The sequence below is a fragment of the Rhizobium sp. BK313 genome (assembly GCF_014193655.1).
In the GTDB taxonomy this organism is placed as follows: domain Bacteria; phylum Pseudomonadota; class Alphaproteobacteria; order Rhizobiales; family Rhizobiaceae; genus Rhizobium.
Genome location: NZ_JACHZQ010000004.1, coordinates 605,145 through 620,876, shown reverse-complemented (window position 1 = coordinate 620,876; position 15,732 = coordinate 605,145). Strand labels below are relative to the sequence as shown.

General features: G+C 58.4%; 14 protein-coding genes and 1 pseudogene. 3 read left to right on the top strand and 12 right to left on the bottom strand.

The genetic code is table 11. The features are described 5' to 3' along the window. Positions 1-175: 175 nt before the first annotated feature. The gene (locus tag FHT86_RS23060) at positions 176-1,168 is read left to right on the top strand and encodes a zinc-dependent alcohol dehydrogenase family protein (protein ID WP_133709781.1); all 993 of its coding nucleotides are present in this window, start codon (positions 176-178) and stop codon (positions 1,166-1,168) included. Positions 1,169-1,284: 116 nt separating this feature from the next. Here FHT86_RS23060 and FHT86_RS23055 read toward each other — a convergent pair whose 3' ends face one another. Further along, entirely contained in the window at positions 1,285-1,494 is a 210-nt protein-coding gene (locus tag FHT86_RS23055) for a hypothetical protein (RefSeq protein ID WP_133709780.1), read from the bottom strand. Positions 1,495-1,872: 378 nt separating this feature from the next. Here FHT86_RS23055 and FHT86_RS23050 point away from each other — a divergent pair, with 378 nt between their 5' ends. Then, a complete protein-coding gene (locus FHT86_RS23050) occupies positions 1,873-2,043 on the top strand; it encodes a hypothetical protein (RefSeq protein ID WP_166656914.1) in 171 nt (56 codons plus the stop codon). 379 nt (positions 2,044-2,422) lie between these two features. Here the strand turns inward: FHT86_RS23050 and FHT86_RS23045 are convergent, their stop codons facing one another. Both FHT86_RS23045 and FHT86_RS23040 read right to left on the bottom strand, forming a co-directional pair. Next, positions 2,423-3,094, bottom strand: a complete 672-nt coding sequence (locus FHT86_RS23045) for a CBS domain-containing protein (protein ID WP_133709779.1) — start codon at positions 3,092-3,094, stop codon at positions 2,423-2,425. A gap of 110 nt (positions 3,095-3,204) precedes the next feature. Beyond that, the gene (locus FHT86_RS23040; protein WP_133709778.1) at positions 3,205-3,438 is read right to left on the bottom strand and encodes a hypothetical protein; all 234 of its coding nucleotides are present in this window, start codon (positions 3,436-3,438) and stop codon (positions 3,205-3,207) included. A 246-nt stretch (positions 3,439-3,684) separates the two neighbouring features. Between FHT86_RS23040 and FHT86_RS23035 the strand changes: the two are divergent. Further along, a pseudogene (locus tag FHT86_RS23035) lies at positions 3,685-4,056 on the top strand (YihY/virulence factor BrkB family protein); the annotation flags it as partial. A 259-nt stretch (positions 4,057-4,315) separates the two neighbouring features. On the opposite strand, the gene FHT86_RS23030 reads toward FHT86_RS23035, so the two are convergent. From FHT86_RS23030 to FHT86_RS22990, 9 genes are all read right to left on the bottom strand, one after another. Beyond that, on the bottom strand, positions 4,316-5,563 hold the full coding sequence (locus FHT86_RS23030; protein ID WP_133709777.1) for an oxalate decarboxylase family bicupin: 1,248 nt from the start codon (positions 5,561-5,563) through the stop codon (positions 4,316-4,318). 33 nt (positions 5,564-5,596) lie between these two features. After that, on the bottom strand, positions 5,597-8,704 hold the full coding sequence (locus tag FHT86_RS23025) for an efflux RND transporter permease subunit (protein ID WP_133709776.1): 3,108 nt from the start codon (positions 8,702-8,704) through the stop codon (positions 5,597-5,599). A gap of 4 nt (positions 8,705-8,708) precedes the next feature. Further along, positions 8,709-9,893, bottom strand: a complete 1,185-nt coding sequence (locus FHT86_RS23020; protein ID WP_133709775.1) for an efflux RND transporter periplasmic adaptor subunit — start codon at positions 9,891-9,893, stop codon at positions 8,709-8,711. A gap of 49 nt (positions 9,894-9,942) precedes the next feature. Beyond that, complete coding sequence (locus tag FHT86_RS23015) at positions 9,943-10,152, bottom strand: hypothetical protein (protein ID WP_133709774.1); 210 nt, start codon at positions 10,150-10,152, stop codon at positions 9,943-9,945. A gap of 207 nt (positions 10,153-10,359) precedes the next feature. Then, the gene (locus tag FHT86_RS38145) at positions 10,360-10,476 is read right to left on the bottom strand and encodes a LuxR C-terminal-related transcriptional regulator (RefSeq protein WP_409527618.1); all 117 of its coding nucleotides are present in this window, start codon (positions 10,474-10,476) and stop codon (positions 10,360-10,362) included. A 1,149-nt stretch (positions 10,477-11,625) separates the two neighbouring features. Continuing rightward, positions 11,626-11,994 (bottom strand): response regulator transcription factor, encoded by a 369-nt coding sequence (locus FHT86_RS23005; protein WP_133709773.1) that lies wholly within the window; start codon positions 11,992-11,994, stop codon positions 11,626-11,628. A 68-nt stretch (positions 11,995-12,062) separates the two neighbouring features. Next, positions 12,063-12,719, bottom strand: a complete 657-nt coding sequence (locus tag FHT86_RS23000) for a response regulator transcription factor (protein ID WP_133709772.1) — start codon at positions 12,717-12,719, stop codon at positions 12,063-12,065. Further along, complete coding sequence (locus FHT86_RS22995) at positions 12,712-14,295, bottom strand: sensor histidine kinase (protein WP_133709771.1); 1,584 nt, start codon at positions 14,293-14,295, stop codon at positions 12,712-12,714. The genes FHT86_RS23000 and FHT86_RS22995 overlap by 8 nt, the downstream gene beginning before the upstream one ends. Before the next feature lie 512 nt (positions 14,296-14,807). After that, positions 14,808-15,641, bottom strand: a complete 834-nt coding sequence (locus FHT86_RS22990) for a formate/nitrite transporter family protein (protein ID WP_133709770.1) — start codon at positions 15,639-15,641, stop codon at positions 14,808-14,810. Between the last annotated feature and the right edge of the window lie 91 nt (positions 15,642-15,732).

Here is a 15,732-nt window from a genome sequence, read left to right as displayed (position 1 = left end):
TCCCGATCAAAGACAGGGCTTTACTCGGGTGAAAGGATTGCGAATGACCCAAGACATTGTTGGAGATTATCGACGATAGAATAGGCATCCGAAACGTTGGCTGTCTTCTGCGAACGATGGGCTTGTCTTTCGATCCTGAACTCCGACACACGCCACAACCTCGATCGGCCCCGTCATGCAAGCGATGATCCTTCACCAAATTGGGAAGCCCTTGGTATTCATCGAACGCGATGACCCCCAGCCCGGTGTGGGTGAGTTGAGGATAAAGGTGGAGGCCTGTGCCGTCTGCCGCACCGACTTGCACGTTGTGGATGGCGATCTCAAGGATCCCAAACTTCCACTCGTTCCCGGCCATGAAATTGTTGGTGTGATCGATGCCCTTGGCGAAGGCGTCGACCCCGCAAGGTTTGGCCGACGCGTCGGCATTCCATGGCTTGGTCACACATGTGGAAACTGCCCCTACTGTCAGATGAAAGCGGAAAAACTATGTGACCGGCCGCAATTTACCGGCTACAGCCGGGACGGCGGTTTTGCCACCCATGTCGTAGCTGACGCGGCATTTGGCTTTGACCTTGATAAAGATGCCGATCCGCTATCGCTTGCACCACTTCTATGCGCCGGACTGATTGGCTGGCGTTCGCTCAAAAAGGCTGGCAACGGCAAACGCATTGGTCTCTTTGGCTTCGGCGCCGCTGCCCACATTTTGACCCAGATCTGCGTTTGGCAGGGCCGAGAGGTCTATGCGTTCACCCGAGCCGGCGATCGCGCCGCGCAGCAATTCGCACTGGATCTGGGGGCCGTGTGGGCCGGTAGCTCACAGGACAACCCGTCGGTTCCACTCGATGCAGCGATCATATTCGCACCCGTGGGCGATCTGGTGCCGGCCGCGCTCAAAGCGGTTCGCAAGGGCGGCACGGTCGTATGCGGCGGAATTCACATGAGTGATATTCCGTCGATGCCCTATGTTATCTTGTGGGGTGAACGCGAACTTGTGTCGGTCGCCAATTTGACCCGTGAGGACGCTGCGGAGTTCTTTCCAATTGCCAGCCGTGCGGCGGTGCGAACACACACGACGGTCTATCCGCTCCGCCAGGCCAACGAGGCGATCGCCGATCTTCGCGCGGGACGTCTCATCGGAGCGGCGGTCTTGGTGCCGGAAGTGGGCTGAAGTGCAAGACACGCATTGTCTTATTACGTTGCTTTAGACTTCCGATTTGATGGTATCGCACTCAACTAGCCTTGCGTCCCATGCGTTCCACTTTTTCTAGCCACACCTCTGTTCGGCTATTCGTCCTCCAGCGCAGCGATAAAGTCGAGCACTGTCTTCAGAGACTGCCTATAGTTCAGGAGCTGGCGAGATTGAAAGGCCAATGGATGGTTGCCCTCCGGACTCAAGTCGCCCAAACCAGGATGCGTCTCTTCTAAGGTATCGATGAGTTTCCGATAGATGCGGGCTTGTTCGCTTAAGAATTTATGGCGCTCCGGGTCTTTCATTTCTCTCAAGCTCCAGTATGCGAGCCGGTCCCCAAATCCGACAGATCAATATGAGTTATTACTAAAATTGTTCCGAGCGACTTTGAACTAGGTCAAGTTTCGACAAAAGAATTGGAGTTCAGGGACGACCGCACGAATACGGATATGCGTCTGGCTTTTTCGTGTCACTTGCTTCGTTGCTCCAATGGATGTTTCTATCTATCTCCGGTCGATAGAAAGCTGCGAAAGCACTGACTTTTGTCGTTGCAGGCGCGCCGCTATCAATGCAATCTTGAATATTGTGCGGCGGCAACCGTTCTTTACTTTGTGTAAGGTTCGCTCTTGGCTGCAGCCGCCACATCACCACCAGCTGAAATTCAAGGTTGTGAGAAGCGGTGCATGCAAGAGTTCATTGCGCGGAAGAATATTGAGCGGTTTCGCACGCTGCTAAGTGAGACGCGCGATGAGTCGAAACGGCAAACACTTTTGCAACTGTTGAAAGCCGAAGAAAAGAAACTGGCGGATTTGCAGGTTTCCGCGGCCACGAAAAAGCCTGACGATCACATTTGAGCCGATGGGCAAATAGACGCGCCTGGCGACAACTATAGCAAGGCGTCTTTTGCCAGCCGGGTGCCTCTGCTGTAACAAAGACATAGATCATCGCCAAGACTGTTGATCTGGAAGGCGGATCCAAACGACGTCCTCTAGCGTCCAGGTGGATACGGAAACAGGGGCGTCCATAGCATATTCAGGCCAAATTCTGCCCCGCCTGGGAATAAGTGGCGATACCGCTTGGGTCGTCGTCGGCAACGCTGGTAATGAGGCTGGTCCGACACGAGCCAGCCGGTGGTGCCGCAAGCGAGCCAGGCGAGCCGGCAATCGCCAACGGAAAGACGTATCCTCGACGGTGACCAGTTCTTGGGTCATCACGTGGGTCGGGTTTTGGCAATCAATTCGGCTTTTTGTGAACGGGTAGCCTTGTCTGATCAACGTATCCGCCAATGCCGCCGATGCGTTCCACAAGCGATCTGATCGCTTTGCGCTGGACGCTCGTTTCTACCGTTCCTTCGACGCAGACCTGCCCGTCTTTCACCGTGACCATGACCTTGTCGCTACCGAGACCGAGATCCGTCGCCAGTCGCGTTGCGACAGCCAACCTCAAAGCATCGTCGTCCCTCGCGATTTTCTCGGAGGGCGCATCGATGACCAGGCTGAGCAGATCGCATCGGCTGATGATACCGACGAGGTGGCCGTGATCGATGACCGGAACCCGTTTGATCTTGTGCAAGAGCATCAACTTGCCTACCCGCCCGACGTCGGTGTCGGGGGCGATGCTTATGACATGGCTGTTCATCGCTTCCCCGACAGACCACCCATAGATTTGGATGTAGGTGTTCAACCCCTGTCGGTCGTCGCGCTCTCGCGCGTCATTCGCAGCCCAATTGTCGCCGACGCGCCGGATAAGATCCCCTTCGGTCAAAATCCCACAAACTGCGCCGTTGTCGTCGATCACCGGAAGGCCGCTGATGCCGTTTGCGAGCATAAGAAGTGCCGCGTTTCGGACGCTCATCATCGGCGTGGCAGAGACGACGTCCCTGGTCATGATGTCTTTCGCCAACATAGCCAATCTCCTGGCTCGGCCGCCGGCTTCGCTCCGCGTCCCAAGAAGGTAACGGATAGAGGGGCTCGGTGAAACCTTTCGAAAATGCACTGGGATTGTGTCATCGCCTATTAGGCATTCTCACGGATTGCACTAATGGCACTTGCCTGCTCTTCCGCGCATGCCAGCAGTTCTTCCGCATATTGTTCGGCCGATTTAGTGTCGGTGCCGCAAAGTTTGGCGTCATGGCATTTTCGATCGATCGCGTGCCGCATCGCTTTCATGAGGTCCGATTTCTCTTCCGCATTATGAAGGCGAATAAGGCGGGTGAGCGCCGTTAATGCGATGAGTTCGAGGATCATCATGCGACCCTCTACCTCGCCGAGCGAAGGAATAGCCTTAGAGGCCGCACCCCCGCGGCTGTCACGTCTGGCTCTTAGCATCGTCTCGATCCTTCATGAATTTTCCACATGAAGCAGTGTGCTGAGGACTTGCCGCAAGAACATTGATCGGAATCAAAATTGATCGGCATTAATAGTGAATAGAATTTCGTGGGTAACGACGAAAAGTGAAGAAAGGCCTGCTGTCTCGAATCCCGGGACAGCTCGGCCATGGTGGTCGTCGCCGCCGTGACCTGCGTCTATCGCTTCGGCCCAAGTCGGGAGCCTGCCCAGTTCAGATGGATGACATGGGGAGCGGTTCTCACGGCTGTGGCATGGTTCGCCATGTCGCTAGGTTTTTCGTTCTATCTGGATAACTTCGCCAACTATAACGCCACCTATGGCACGCTCGGCGCTCTAATGGGCTTTCTTGTCTGGACGTGGTTGTCCATCGCCATTCTGATCGTCGGCGGTGAGCTGAATGCCGAACTAGAACACCAGACCGCCATGGATACGACAACGGGCGCGCCATTGCCGATGGGGGCTCGCGGCGCATACGTTGCCGACACTTTGGGAGCGACCGTCGAGTCCGAGCGCCCTTGATTACGACGCCTGCATACGCGCAGCAGCTATCGAGACGATTGACAATGGCTTCACCGATTTGAGCTCCGTACGCACCAGAACATTAGATGAACGAAATTACGTCTGAAACGTTAGGTTCTCAGGAGAGATGCCCATGTTTGATACAGTCGTTTCGATAGCGACCCTCCACGCGTGCCGGGCATGATGGCACGCCGGGCCGCCATACGATTGAGGGCTTTACAGGAGTGTCGCGGTGCTGAGGGGCGCCGCGACTTTTGGTCTAACGGGGCATGATCCCCGGCTGGTCGGCGGGGAACTTGGCAATGTCGGCAAGACTGACATTGAGATGCTGCGCGACAAGTGCTGCCGGCGTGTGGGTGAGCCAGGACGACAGGCCTACCTCCTGATATTCCGCCACCTTGAAGACGGCGACGAACTGCAGATCCGTCTTTCCGGTGTTCTCGATGATGTGGCCCTGGCTTCTCTTCACGTATCCGATGTCGCCTGGCCGGAAGTCGGCGGTCTGGCTGCGCGGACCGGCATCGAACACAGTCATGCGGCCTTCACCCTTGATCCAGTACTGCCATTCGTCGGCATTCGGATGCCAATGCATCTCGCGTACAGCTCCAGGCTTGATCGTCTCAATCGCAGCGGCAATGGTCTTGGAAACCTTGAAGCTACTGCTGTCCGCAAGCTGGAGCGTGCCGGATGCGTTCTGCTTCAGCGGCGCCGATGACGTCAGCTTGTAGGTGAAAGGATAGGGTGGCAGGCCGGCCGCGGCGACGGCTTCCTGATCGGCGGAGAGCGGACCGGGTTCCTTGCCCTGGAAGATCCAGAGATCCTGCAACGGGATGTTCTTGAATGTATCCTGCGAGACGCCGAAGTTCTTGGCCAGCAGCTCGGGCGAGGTATGGGCCAGCCAGTCGGTCAGAAGCAGCGTGCCATATTCGGACTGATCGCCTTCGTCGAAGACGATCACAAACTCGCAACCATCAGGCCCGAGCCCCTGCAGCGAATGCGGAAAACCGGCTGGAAAATACCAGAGGTCGCCAGCTTCGACATCCTGCACATAGGCGCGTCCCTGGGCGTCGAGAACCGTGACGCGGCAACGCCCGTTCGTCATGATCGCCCACTCGGCGGCGCGGTGCCAGTGCATCTCGCGGATGCCGCCGGGACCGAGGCGCATGTTGACGCCGGCGACCGCGTCCGAGATCGCAAAATCTGCCTTGGTGACCTGGCGAGCCCAGGCACCGTTCTGGATGCGCTTGGCGGCATTGTTGAACGATCCCCAAAACAGCTGCATATCGCCCACATCAGTCGCCGGCGGGCTCTGAAAGGAAGGAAACTGCTCATTGATCGCGGGATTCTTCGGGCCTGGATCGGAGAGGCCGGCCGGATTAGCATTGATGGCACCTTCGGCCGGCTGGTCGGGATTGCCGAAGCTGGCTGCGTGGGCAGCGCCTGCCGCGAGCGCCGTGCCTCCCATCGCTCCGAGGGCAAGGACTGTCCGTCTTGATAGAGGTTCCATGGCTATTACTCCTTTAACGTGGATGGGGGAGGGCTATTCCGCCGGCGCCTGTGCACCGGCGATTGGCCGTCTTCGGCTGACGAGCTCGCTCAGTTTTTCAAGGTAGAGGTAGACGACAGGAGTGGTGTAGAGCGTCATGACCTGACTGATCAGCAGGCCGCCGACCATCGCATAGCCGAGCGGCTGGCGAAGCTCCGAGCCGGTGCCGTGACCGAGCATCAGTGGTACGCCGGCCAGAAGGGCCGCAGACGTCGTCATGATGATCGGGCGGAAGCGGAGGAGACAGGCTTGCCGGATCGCGTCCTCCGCCGACAGCCCCTGCTCGCGCTGGGCGGCGATGGCGAAATCGACGATCATGATGCCGTTCTTCTTCACGATGCCGATCAGGAGAATGACGCCAATCAGGGCGATGACGGTAAAATCAAAGCCGAAGAGCCAAAGCATAGCCAGCGCGCCGAGGCCGGCTGAGGGGAGGGTGGACAGGATGGTCAACGGATGGACGTAGCTCTCGTAGAGCACGCCGAGGATCAGATAGATCACGGCGATCGCGGCAAGCACCAACAGGGGCTCGCTCGCCAGTGAACTCTGATAGGCTTGGGCGTTTCCCTGGAAGCTACCGATGACGGTACCCGGCTTGCCCATTTCCGTTTCGGCCTGGCCGATGGCGGCCACCGCTTGGCTGAGCGCCACACCCTTGGCGAGATTGAAGGAAAGGGTGACAGAAGGGAATTGGCTCTGGTGATTGACGGCGAGAACCGCGGTTGGTTCGGTCGTCTGCTTGACCAGCTGGTTGAGCGGCACCTGTTCGCCAGTCAGGGGCGACTTGATGTAGAGGCCGTTGATCGCGAGCGGCGAATTCTGGAACTGCGGAGCAAGTTCAAGCACGACATGGTAACTGTTCAGGTCAGTGAAATATTGCGTTACCTGACGCTGCCCGAAAGCGTCGTAGAGCGTGTTGTCGATCGTCTGCGGCGCGATGCCGAAGCGCGACGCCTGGTCGCGGTCGATCGTCAGCGTCACGGTCGCGCCGCCATTCTGCTGGTCCGTCGCAACGTCGGCAAGTTCAGGCAGGGTCTTGAACTTGGCGAGCAGCCTGGTTGACCAGTCGTCCAACTCCTGCGCGTCACCGTCCTGCAGCGTATACTGGAACTGCGTGGCGGAGCTCCTGCCACCGACATTGATGTCCTGAGACGACTGCAGGAAGAGCTGAGCGCCCTGCATCTGCGCTAGCTTCGGTCGCAGCCTGTTGATGATCTCGGTAGCAGAGGCGTCGCGTTCCTCCTGGGGTTTCAGAGTGATGAACATGCGCCCGGTGTTGGCCGTCTGCCCCGAGCCACTGCCAATTGCCATACCGATGGTTGCCACGCCGGGATCGCTGGCAACGATCTTGCCTGCTTCGATCTGGAGGCGTGCCATTTCGGCAAACGAGATGTCCTGGGAGCCTTCGAGAAGGCCGGTGATCAGACCGGTATCCTGGATTGGGAAAAACCCCTTCGGAATGTTGACGAAGAGAAAGCCGGTTGCCGCCAGCGAGGCGAGAAAGGCAATCATAGTGAGGCGATGGTGACGCAGTGCAATGTCAAGCGTGCGGCGATAGCCCGCAAGAAGGAGGTCGAACGCATGCTCGAATGCATAATAGAGTTTTCCATGGCCGGACGCTTCGTCACGCTTTAGGAACCGGGCGGCCATCATCGGCGTAATAGTCAGTGAGACGAGCGCGGAGACGCCGATCGTCATCGTCACGGTGATGGCGAACTCTCGGAACAGTTCGCCGACTATTCCGCTCATCAGAAGCAGCGGAATAAAGACCGCGACGAGCGAGATGCTGATCGAGATGATGGTGAAGCCGATTTCTCGCGCACCATCGATTGCCGCCTGCTTGGGCGTCTTGCCCATCTCCATGTGACGATGAATATTCTCGACCATGACGATCGCATCGTCGACGACGAAACCGACGGCAATGCTAAGCCCCATGAGGGAAAGATTATCGAGGCTGAAGCCGGCGACATACATCAGAGCAAGCGTAGCCAGCAGCGCTAGCGGCACTGTGACGCTTGGTATGGCCGTTGCCCATAGATTGCGCAGGAAGACGAAGATGACCATGACGACGAGCGCGATCGTGATCATCAGCGTGGTTTCAACGTCGAGCACCGAGGCACGGATCGTAACCGTCCGGTCACTGAGGATGGACAGGTGAATGGCCGCAGGCGCGATCGCCTGAAGCTGCGGCAACGCCGCTTTGATTTGATCGACGGTGTCGATGACATTGGCGCCCGGCAGTTTGAAGATTGGTAGCAGGATCGCGGGTTTGCCATTCGCCCATGCGGCGAGTTGGGTGTTCTCCGGCCCGTCGATTGCCTGACCGATATCGCTGATACGCACCGGGGCGCCGTCCCGATAGGCGATGATCGCGTCATTCCATGGTGCGGCCTTCAGCAACTGATCGTTGTCATAGATCGTAAACGTGCGCTCTGCGCCCTGCACGCTGCCTTTCGGCGCGTTGCTTGTTATGCCGGTGACGGCGGTCCTGACATCCTCGAGCGACAACCCCATGTTTGCGATCTTTCGCGGGTCAATCTGAAGGCGCACGGCGGGCTTTTGCTGGCCAAGGATCAGGACTTGCGAAACGCCGTTGAGCTGGCTGATGTGCTGGGCGAGAACGCTCTCGGCATAATCGTCGACCTGGGTGAGTGGCAGTGCGTCCGAAGTCAGCGCCAGCACCATGATCGGCGGGTCGGCTGGATTGACCTTGCGGTAGGTCGGTGGCGACGGCAGCCCGGTCGGCAACTGCCCCCCCGCAGCATTGATCGCCGTCTGGACGTCCTGGGCGGCGCTGTCCACATTACGCGACAGATCGAACTGGAGGGTAATCGAACTGCTGCCGAGCGTGCTCGTCGACGTCATCTGGGTGACGCCGGGAATCTGGCCGAACTGCCGCTCCAGTGGCTGCGTGACGGACGAGGCCATCGTCTTCGGATCGGCGCCCGGAAACTGCGTTGACACCTGGATTGTGGGGAAGTCAACCTGCGGCAAAGGTGCGACAGGCAGCAGAGGATAGGCGACGACACCGATCGCAAACAGCGCGGCCATCAGCAGAGAGGTGGCAATTGGTCTTTGAATGAACCATGAGGAGATAGACATCATCCTACTCCTTCTGCGCTGCAACGGATGAAGACTGCTGCACGGAGACATGCGTGCCCGCATCGAGCCGATACTGACCGGCAGTCACGACCTGCTCGTTGCCGGTCAGTCCGCTTGTGACGACGGCGCGGCCGTTTTCGATCGGCCCGGGGGCAACCTTGCGGATGGCAGCATTGCCGTTGCTGTCGATAGTATAGACGAAGAAGCCATCCGCGCCCCGCTGCAGCGCCGCCGAAGGCACCGTGATCGCTTGATGAAGTGTTTTCTGCTTAATCCGCAGCACCACGAACTGTCCCGGCCACAGTGCCTCGTCCCGGTTCTCAAAAGTGGACTTGATGCGGATGGTACCGCTGTTCTGGTCGATCACGTTGTCGATCAGGGAAAGCGTGCCGGTCGCGAGTGTCGTGGACTGGTCCATCGACAGCGCGATGACCTCCACCGGACCCGATTTCATCGCATCCCGCACGGCGCTCAGATCGTCTTCCCGGAGCGTCGACAGCACCGAGATCGGTTGCGTCTGCGTGATCGTCACGATCGGCGTGGTGTCGGTGGTATGAACCTGGTTTCCTGCATCGACCCGGCGGACACCGGTGCGCCCATCGATCGGTGACCTGATTTCGGTATAGGATAGCGAAACATCCGCGGCCTCCTTGGCCGCCTGGTCTTCGGCAAGCTGGGCCGTGGCACTTGCTACCTGGCTCTGCTGCTGTTCGACGGTCTCCTGGGTCGCAATCTGCTGCTGAGAAAGCTTCTCGTCCTTGGCAAGCAGATATTGGGCATTGGCAAGATCCGCCTGGTCCTGCTTAATCTTCGCAGCAGCCTGATCGGCGGCCGCCTGATAGGGACGGGGGTCGATAATGGCAAGAAGATCGCCCTTTTTGACCGTCTGTCCTTCCGTGAACAGGACGTTCTGAAGTTGGCCGTCGATCCGGGGCGTGATGTTGACCGTATAGTTCGCTTGAACAGTGCCAAGACCGTCAAGGTAAACCGGTACTTCTTCTATCGACGGTGCGGCAACCTGAACCGGCACTGCCGGAGCGCCAGCCGCGGGCGCCGCCGCAGTCGGCTCGCTCCCGGCGAACCAGAACAACGCTGCCGACACGCCTGCAATCGCAAGGACAATGACGGCGGCCGCGACGGCAGATCGCCGATGCTTTGGGGGGGCGGCAATGATGCGGATAGTCGTCATTCTAGGCTCCAGACTAGGAAGATTGAACCATTGTGCGTGAGGCACTGCGTCAGCGGAAAGGCGGCCGATCGTGATGATATGAAGTCGCTTGCCGTTGGGCGTCCTCGCGGATGCGGACAGGCAGGTATTGCGGCTGCATCCAGAGGCCCCCGGCATGGCGCGCCGCATCGATGGCGTTTTCAAGTCGGATCGAGATTGACTTGCTGATGCCGTCCAATATTCGGGTCAGGACGGTTGGCTTCGTTTTGAACCTGGACATAGCGTCCTCCTGTCAGTGAATGTGACAACAGAAGGCTACGACTGGAGGAGCATCCGCACATCTATACCCAAGTCTAGTCGGGTCTCGCGAAAGGTATGTGCCAACCGGCCGGCGGCGAGAAATCGGCCCAGGCCCCCACACCCACTCGAGCCAGCCTGATAGACCCCGGAGGCCCACTTCTACGCGAGGATAGCTGCTTGCAGATGGCTAGATTATCGGGAGGCGACAAGCGGCCGTCACGGCCTGGACGCGATTGACGACATCCAATTTCTGCTCGGCGGAGCGCAGATAGGTATTGACCGTATGGCTGCTGAGATTGAGGATGATCGCGATTTTTCGCTACTCTTGCTTGTAGTCGCTGATGTCAGGCAGTCCAGCTCGCGGCTCTACAGCGCCTATCTTTGGGCTTTGCCTGCAGTGAATCCATCGAGCGCTTTCGCGGCATTATGGAGCAAGTGCCGCATTTGCTCCATAATGCCGCATTCATCTGCTTACTCCCTCCGGTCTATCGAGAGATGAATAGTGGAAGGCGAGCCGCAATCAAACCATGGCTTTAGGGGTACGGTTCAGCAGTGGCCGATAAATGCCGTTATCGGTCGAAGGCACCGAAAAAAATGGACATTTCCTTAACCACCACCGAAAAGAAGCTTCGTCGAAGCATTTACAATCGACGATGAGAAGTTCATCCGTCCGTCGACTTTAGAGCTCTTCGCATGACGCGTTCGAGACCCGATCCAAACGACATGATCGTCAATAGCCCCGATCCGCGCCAGACCGCGCGGCGGTCTGTTTTTGGATGTTGGTGACAAGGAGACGCGGCAATGACGAATTGGAATTCCAGAGTAAACCGGATCGCCAGAATTGGTGTCAAAGTCGCAGGAATGTCCGTGGCGGCCGGCATGGGCTGGTGGGGCATCTTCGAATGCGTCTTGTGGGCCGCAAGGAACATCGAGGCATCAGGGGTTTCCCCGGGCGCGGTTTTGACGCCTCTATGCATGGCGGCCGTTTGCGCGTTTCTTTACTGGCTCTCGGCGGAGGTGTCGTCAGTCGTCCGACCCCGGCTGGCTGAACTTGCGCGAGAGTCGGGACGCAGGCACCTGGTAAGACGCGGGTTCCCTGTCGATGGAGCATGGCGTCCTTAAGTGCCGCTGGCAAGCAGCGACGGCGGCGTCGACCAGCGGCTAATTGCGGATGCCGAGTACATTCTCAAGCAGTCATGGGCAATATTGCAGCCTTTAGCGGACGACGAAACTCTTGTGGCACTTGCTCCATAATGCCGCGCTTTCGTGAGGTCGAGAACCAATGTCGCCATCCCGCGCTTGCCGGACAACATCGTCAGATATTGCCGTCGACGGGCATCGTGCAGAGAAGTTCCGATGGTCCTTACCGAGCCGCACTGCTTTGATTAACGACGATGCCGGTCGCTACAGTGTCTCCCACTGGAGCCTCTGCAACTCAATTGTTACTCGGCCGTCAGTGGCCGAGCGCTGACTCAAGGCAACCGATCAGCTTCTCGATATCGACCGGCTTGCCGAGAAAGGCGAAGGCGCCGCCGTTGATTGCCGTATTGCGCGTCCGGTCATCCTTGTACGAAGTGACAAAGATCATCGGGGGATGGCCCGAATGCTTGCTCAATTCAGCCTGCAGCTCGATCCCACTGAGACCGGGCATCTTTACATCGACGAGCATGCAATCGATTGCGGATCGCGGTTCGAAGGCAAGGAACTCTTCTGCCGAGGCGAACAACCGGCACTCGTAACCGCAGGACTTCACGAGGTCGTCCATGGCTTCACGGATGGCCTGGTCGTCGTCGACGACGGCTATGGTAGGGATTGGGGGCAATGAAACGACCTTCGCTGACAGCTTTCTAATGGTTGTTATGCGCCCCTGACCGCTTCAAAGATACCATACTAAGATACAGGTGGAGGTACGCCTTCGCCCAGCATTTCGGCTTTTCGCACAAGGTCGGCAACTGAGCGAACTTCCATTTTCCGCATCACATTGCCGCGATGCAACTTCACCGTAACCTCGCTGATGCCAAGCTTATAGGCGATCTGCTTGTTCATCAGCCCCTGGACCACGGCCTCCATGACCTCGCGCTCGCGTGGCGTGAGGCTTCCCGCAAGCGAGGCGACGGCTTCGCTCTGTGCGCTCTGGCGCCGGCGCGCGGCGTCCCGCTCCATCGCGGCCGCCACAGCGTCGAGAATGTCCTGATCCTTGAACGGCTTGGTCAGAAAATCGACGGCGCCGGCTTTCATTGCTCGCACGCTCATCGGTATGTCCCCGAATCCGGTCATGAAGACGATGGGCATCTTGCTGCCGATGCGCTCCAGTTGCGTCTGGAAATCTAGTCCGCTAACGCCAGGCAAGCGGACATCGAGCAGAATGCAGCCGGGGCGATTGAAATTTGCCGTTTCCATGAATGCCGTCGCGCTCTCGAACGCCTCCGCGTCGAACTTCATTGAGCGGAACAGATCGGTCAGCGCTTCTCGCATCGACAAGTCGTCGTCGACGATGAAGATCACAGGTGCGGCTGGCTCCTTCCGGAGCTTGCGTGCATCAGGCATGTTCCACCTCCGGCTTTATCAGCAGGCGCATCTCGAAGATCGCGCCACCTTCGGGATGATTGGTTCCGTCGAGTGTTCCGCCACGGGCCTCCAGCGTACTGCGGCAAATTGATAGACCCATGCCGATGCCGGTCGCCTTGGTCGTGAAGAACGGGGCAAACAGCTTATCTTTCGCATCTTCGGTGATCCCGGGGCCGGAGTCACGCACTGAGATGCAGACATGCTCGATATCAGGTCGCTCCATCGCTATCCTGATGATCCGCTCCGCACTGCCGGCCTCATCCATTGCTTGGATGGCATTGGTGATAAGATTGATCAGCACCTGCTGTAGCTCGATCTTTACGGCGGAAACAGGCGGGATGTGAGGCTTCTGGTGGTCAATAAAAACGGTGATGCCGCTCCGCTGGAGCTCGTGCTCCATAAGGGCCATCGTTTCGTCGGCCAGCCTGTCCAGGCTGACATCCTCAAGCTTATTGCTCGAGGGGGAAAGGAGGCTGCGCGTGTTCTGGATGATCTCACTTGCCCGCAGGCTGTCGCGGATCATTCTCTCGGCCGAACGGCGCACGGCCGCAAGGTCGGGAGGATCACGATCAAGCCATCTCAGCAGCGTCTGTGAGTTCACGACGATCGCACCGAGCGGTTGGTTGAGTTCGTGTGCAAGTGATGCCGACATCGCGCCAACCGTCGCGGCCCTCGATGCCATCGTCAGCTCAGCCTGCGCTTCGGCCAAGGCCTTCAGAGCCATTTCGCGCTGGGTAATGTCGACCATGCTGACCACGACGCGGTTGAAAGCGGAGGGATCTTCGGGGAAGGAGATGCTGAGTAGCACGAGTTTGCCTTCGCCATTGTCCGACTGTATCTGGACCTTGTCTTCGAAGACCGTTTCGCCGTCCATGATCGCCTGAAGCACGTCAAGGAATTTCTCGTGCCTGGGAATGGTGGGGCGCCGAAGTATGCCGACCGCGGGGGACTCAGGCCCCAGCATCTCGCGCGCTGCTTCGTTTGCCGCGACGAAGCTGATGAGATCGACGCAATGATCGACGACGGCGGGATTGGCACGGGCATGCGCCTTGATGTCGGTGATGCCCTGCGCCCGGAGATCCATCAGATAGCTGCGTACCTTAGAATAGTCGCGCTCCCAGAGCGCAATACGGGTTCGGTCGAAAATCGAGCGGTATCTTGCCTCGCTTTCCTTCAGCGCGGAATTGATCGAATGCAGGGTGAGGCGCGAGGTCTCTGTCTTCAGGAGCAGCATGGTCGTCACGAACAGCGCAGCAAGAGCGACGATCATGCGGATCGTCGACTGAAGGTCTGCATCGTCGGCATGTGTCATGGCGTAGGAAAGAAGTGTGAGAACGGCACACGTTGCTGCGATGACAAGCAGGCCGATGCGCGTTATTGCTTGGGCGGCGAGCATCATGGTGACGACATAGAGAACCGCGATGGCCCCCTCGATATCGGTGAAAGTATCGACGTAAAAGACCGCTGCGGCCAGCGCCACTGCAATCAAGCCGAAGGCCAAGTTGTGGCCTCCATGAGCATCGCGAGCGCGAAGTATTGTTGATGCGATAGACATTGTTCCCCAGTCTGTTTGGCTGCGAGCATACCCTCTTATTGGCGCGATCTAACCTATACACAGGTGTTGTCGGGCTGGGTAGGAGCAACCATATCGCTGGAGGCCAGTCGCCGTCTTGTATGATAGCATTGCTATTCAGCGTGGATGTGGAGTGCCGACATTCACACACATCGCCGCGTCGCCGCTGCCGATCAAACAGTCGTTTCCTGCGCAAACTGTGCCGGAGCGGACACCTTGCGCTGAAAGTTCGGGTTCAGCGAACCCAATGGCATCGTTCCCATGAGCGTGACCAAAACGGCCCGGGAACGACGGCATAGGAACCGTCGGCATAGACAAGCACGGCGCTTTCACGTTGTTGGGCGATAGGGGGAAGGCGGCGTGCTTTGAAATTGAGTAAGCGTGCCAGTCACTGCCTTCCGCTGTACATTCGCCTTGGGGCGGTGGATTTGGATGGCAACAACAGGACCTTGCTGCTCAGGCTTCGGATCCCGAGCTGGTCGGCCATGGCGAGCTCAATTCTGGTTCCGGTTGGTGGAAATTTTTGCCCGGACGGCCACGGGCGCCGGCACAAACGAAACGTGCCCGCTGCTGCGGAACTGCACCCAGTAACCCAAGGCCATGAAGACCGAGCCGCCGATCAGATTGCCAAGGGTGACCCAGACCAAATTGTGGATCGCACCGGCAAGGGTGATGTTTGCGGGATGATCGCCCATCAGCGCCATGGAGAAGGTGAACATGTTGGCGACCGAGTGCTCGTAACCGGCAGCGACGAAAATCGTGATCGGCCAGAAGATCAGCATGATCTTGGCAGCCGCATTTTCGGTGCGCCCCGCCATCCAGATCGCCAGGCACACCAGCCAGTTGCATAGGATGCCGCGGGCGAAGAGCTCAACAGAGCCCGCCGACATCTTGGCCGAGACAACCGCAAAGAACTCCTGGCTTCCATCGCCCAGAAGCACGCCGCCGCCCGCCATGTGGAATAGGCCGGCGAGGATCGCGGCGCCGATCAGGTTGCCAATCCATGCACTGCACCAGACGAGCATCATGTCCGAAAGGCGGGCGCGCCCCGTTAGCACGGCGAGCGGCATATACATCGCCGTTCCCGTAAAGAGATCGGAACCGGCGAACACAACGATCGTCAGTGCGGACGAGAAGACCACACCCATGATGAGATGCGACCAGGCTGGATCCGCGTGAGCGCCGGCGGTGAACATGATGATGTCACCGAACCCGATATAGGCGCCGGCCATAGCCGCTCCAATGAGGAACGCGAAGAATTGTTTCCGGACGATGAGTGCCTTGTGTTCGCCAGACTCGGCGAGATGGATGATAGATTCCTGGTACACGATGAGATCCTTGCATCTTGCCCGGATCGAACCGAGCGCTTCGCTGGGTAATGCAAGGAGGCTAGTCGGAGACAGTGCTTTGCTGAATAAT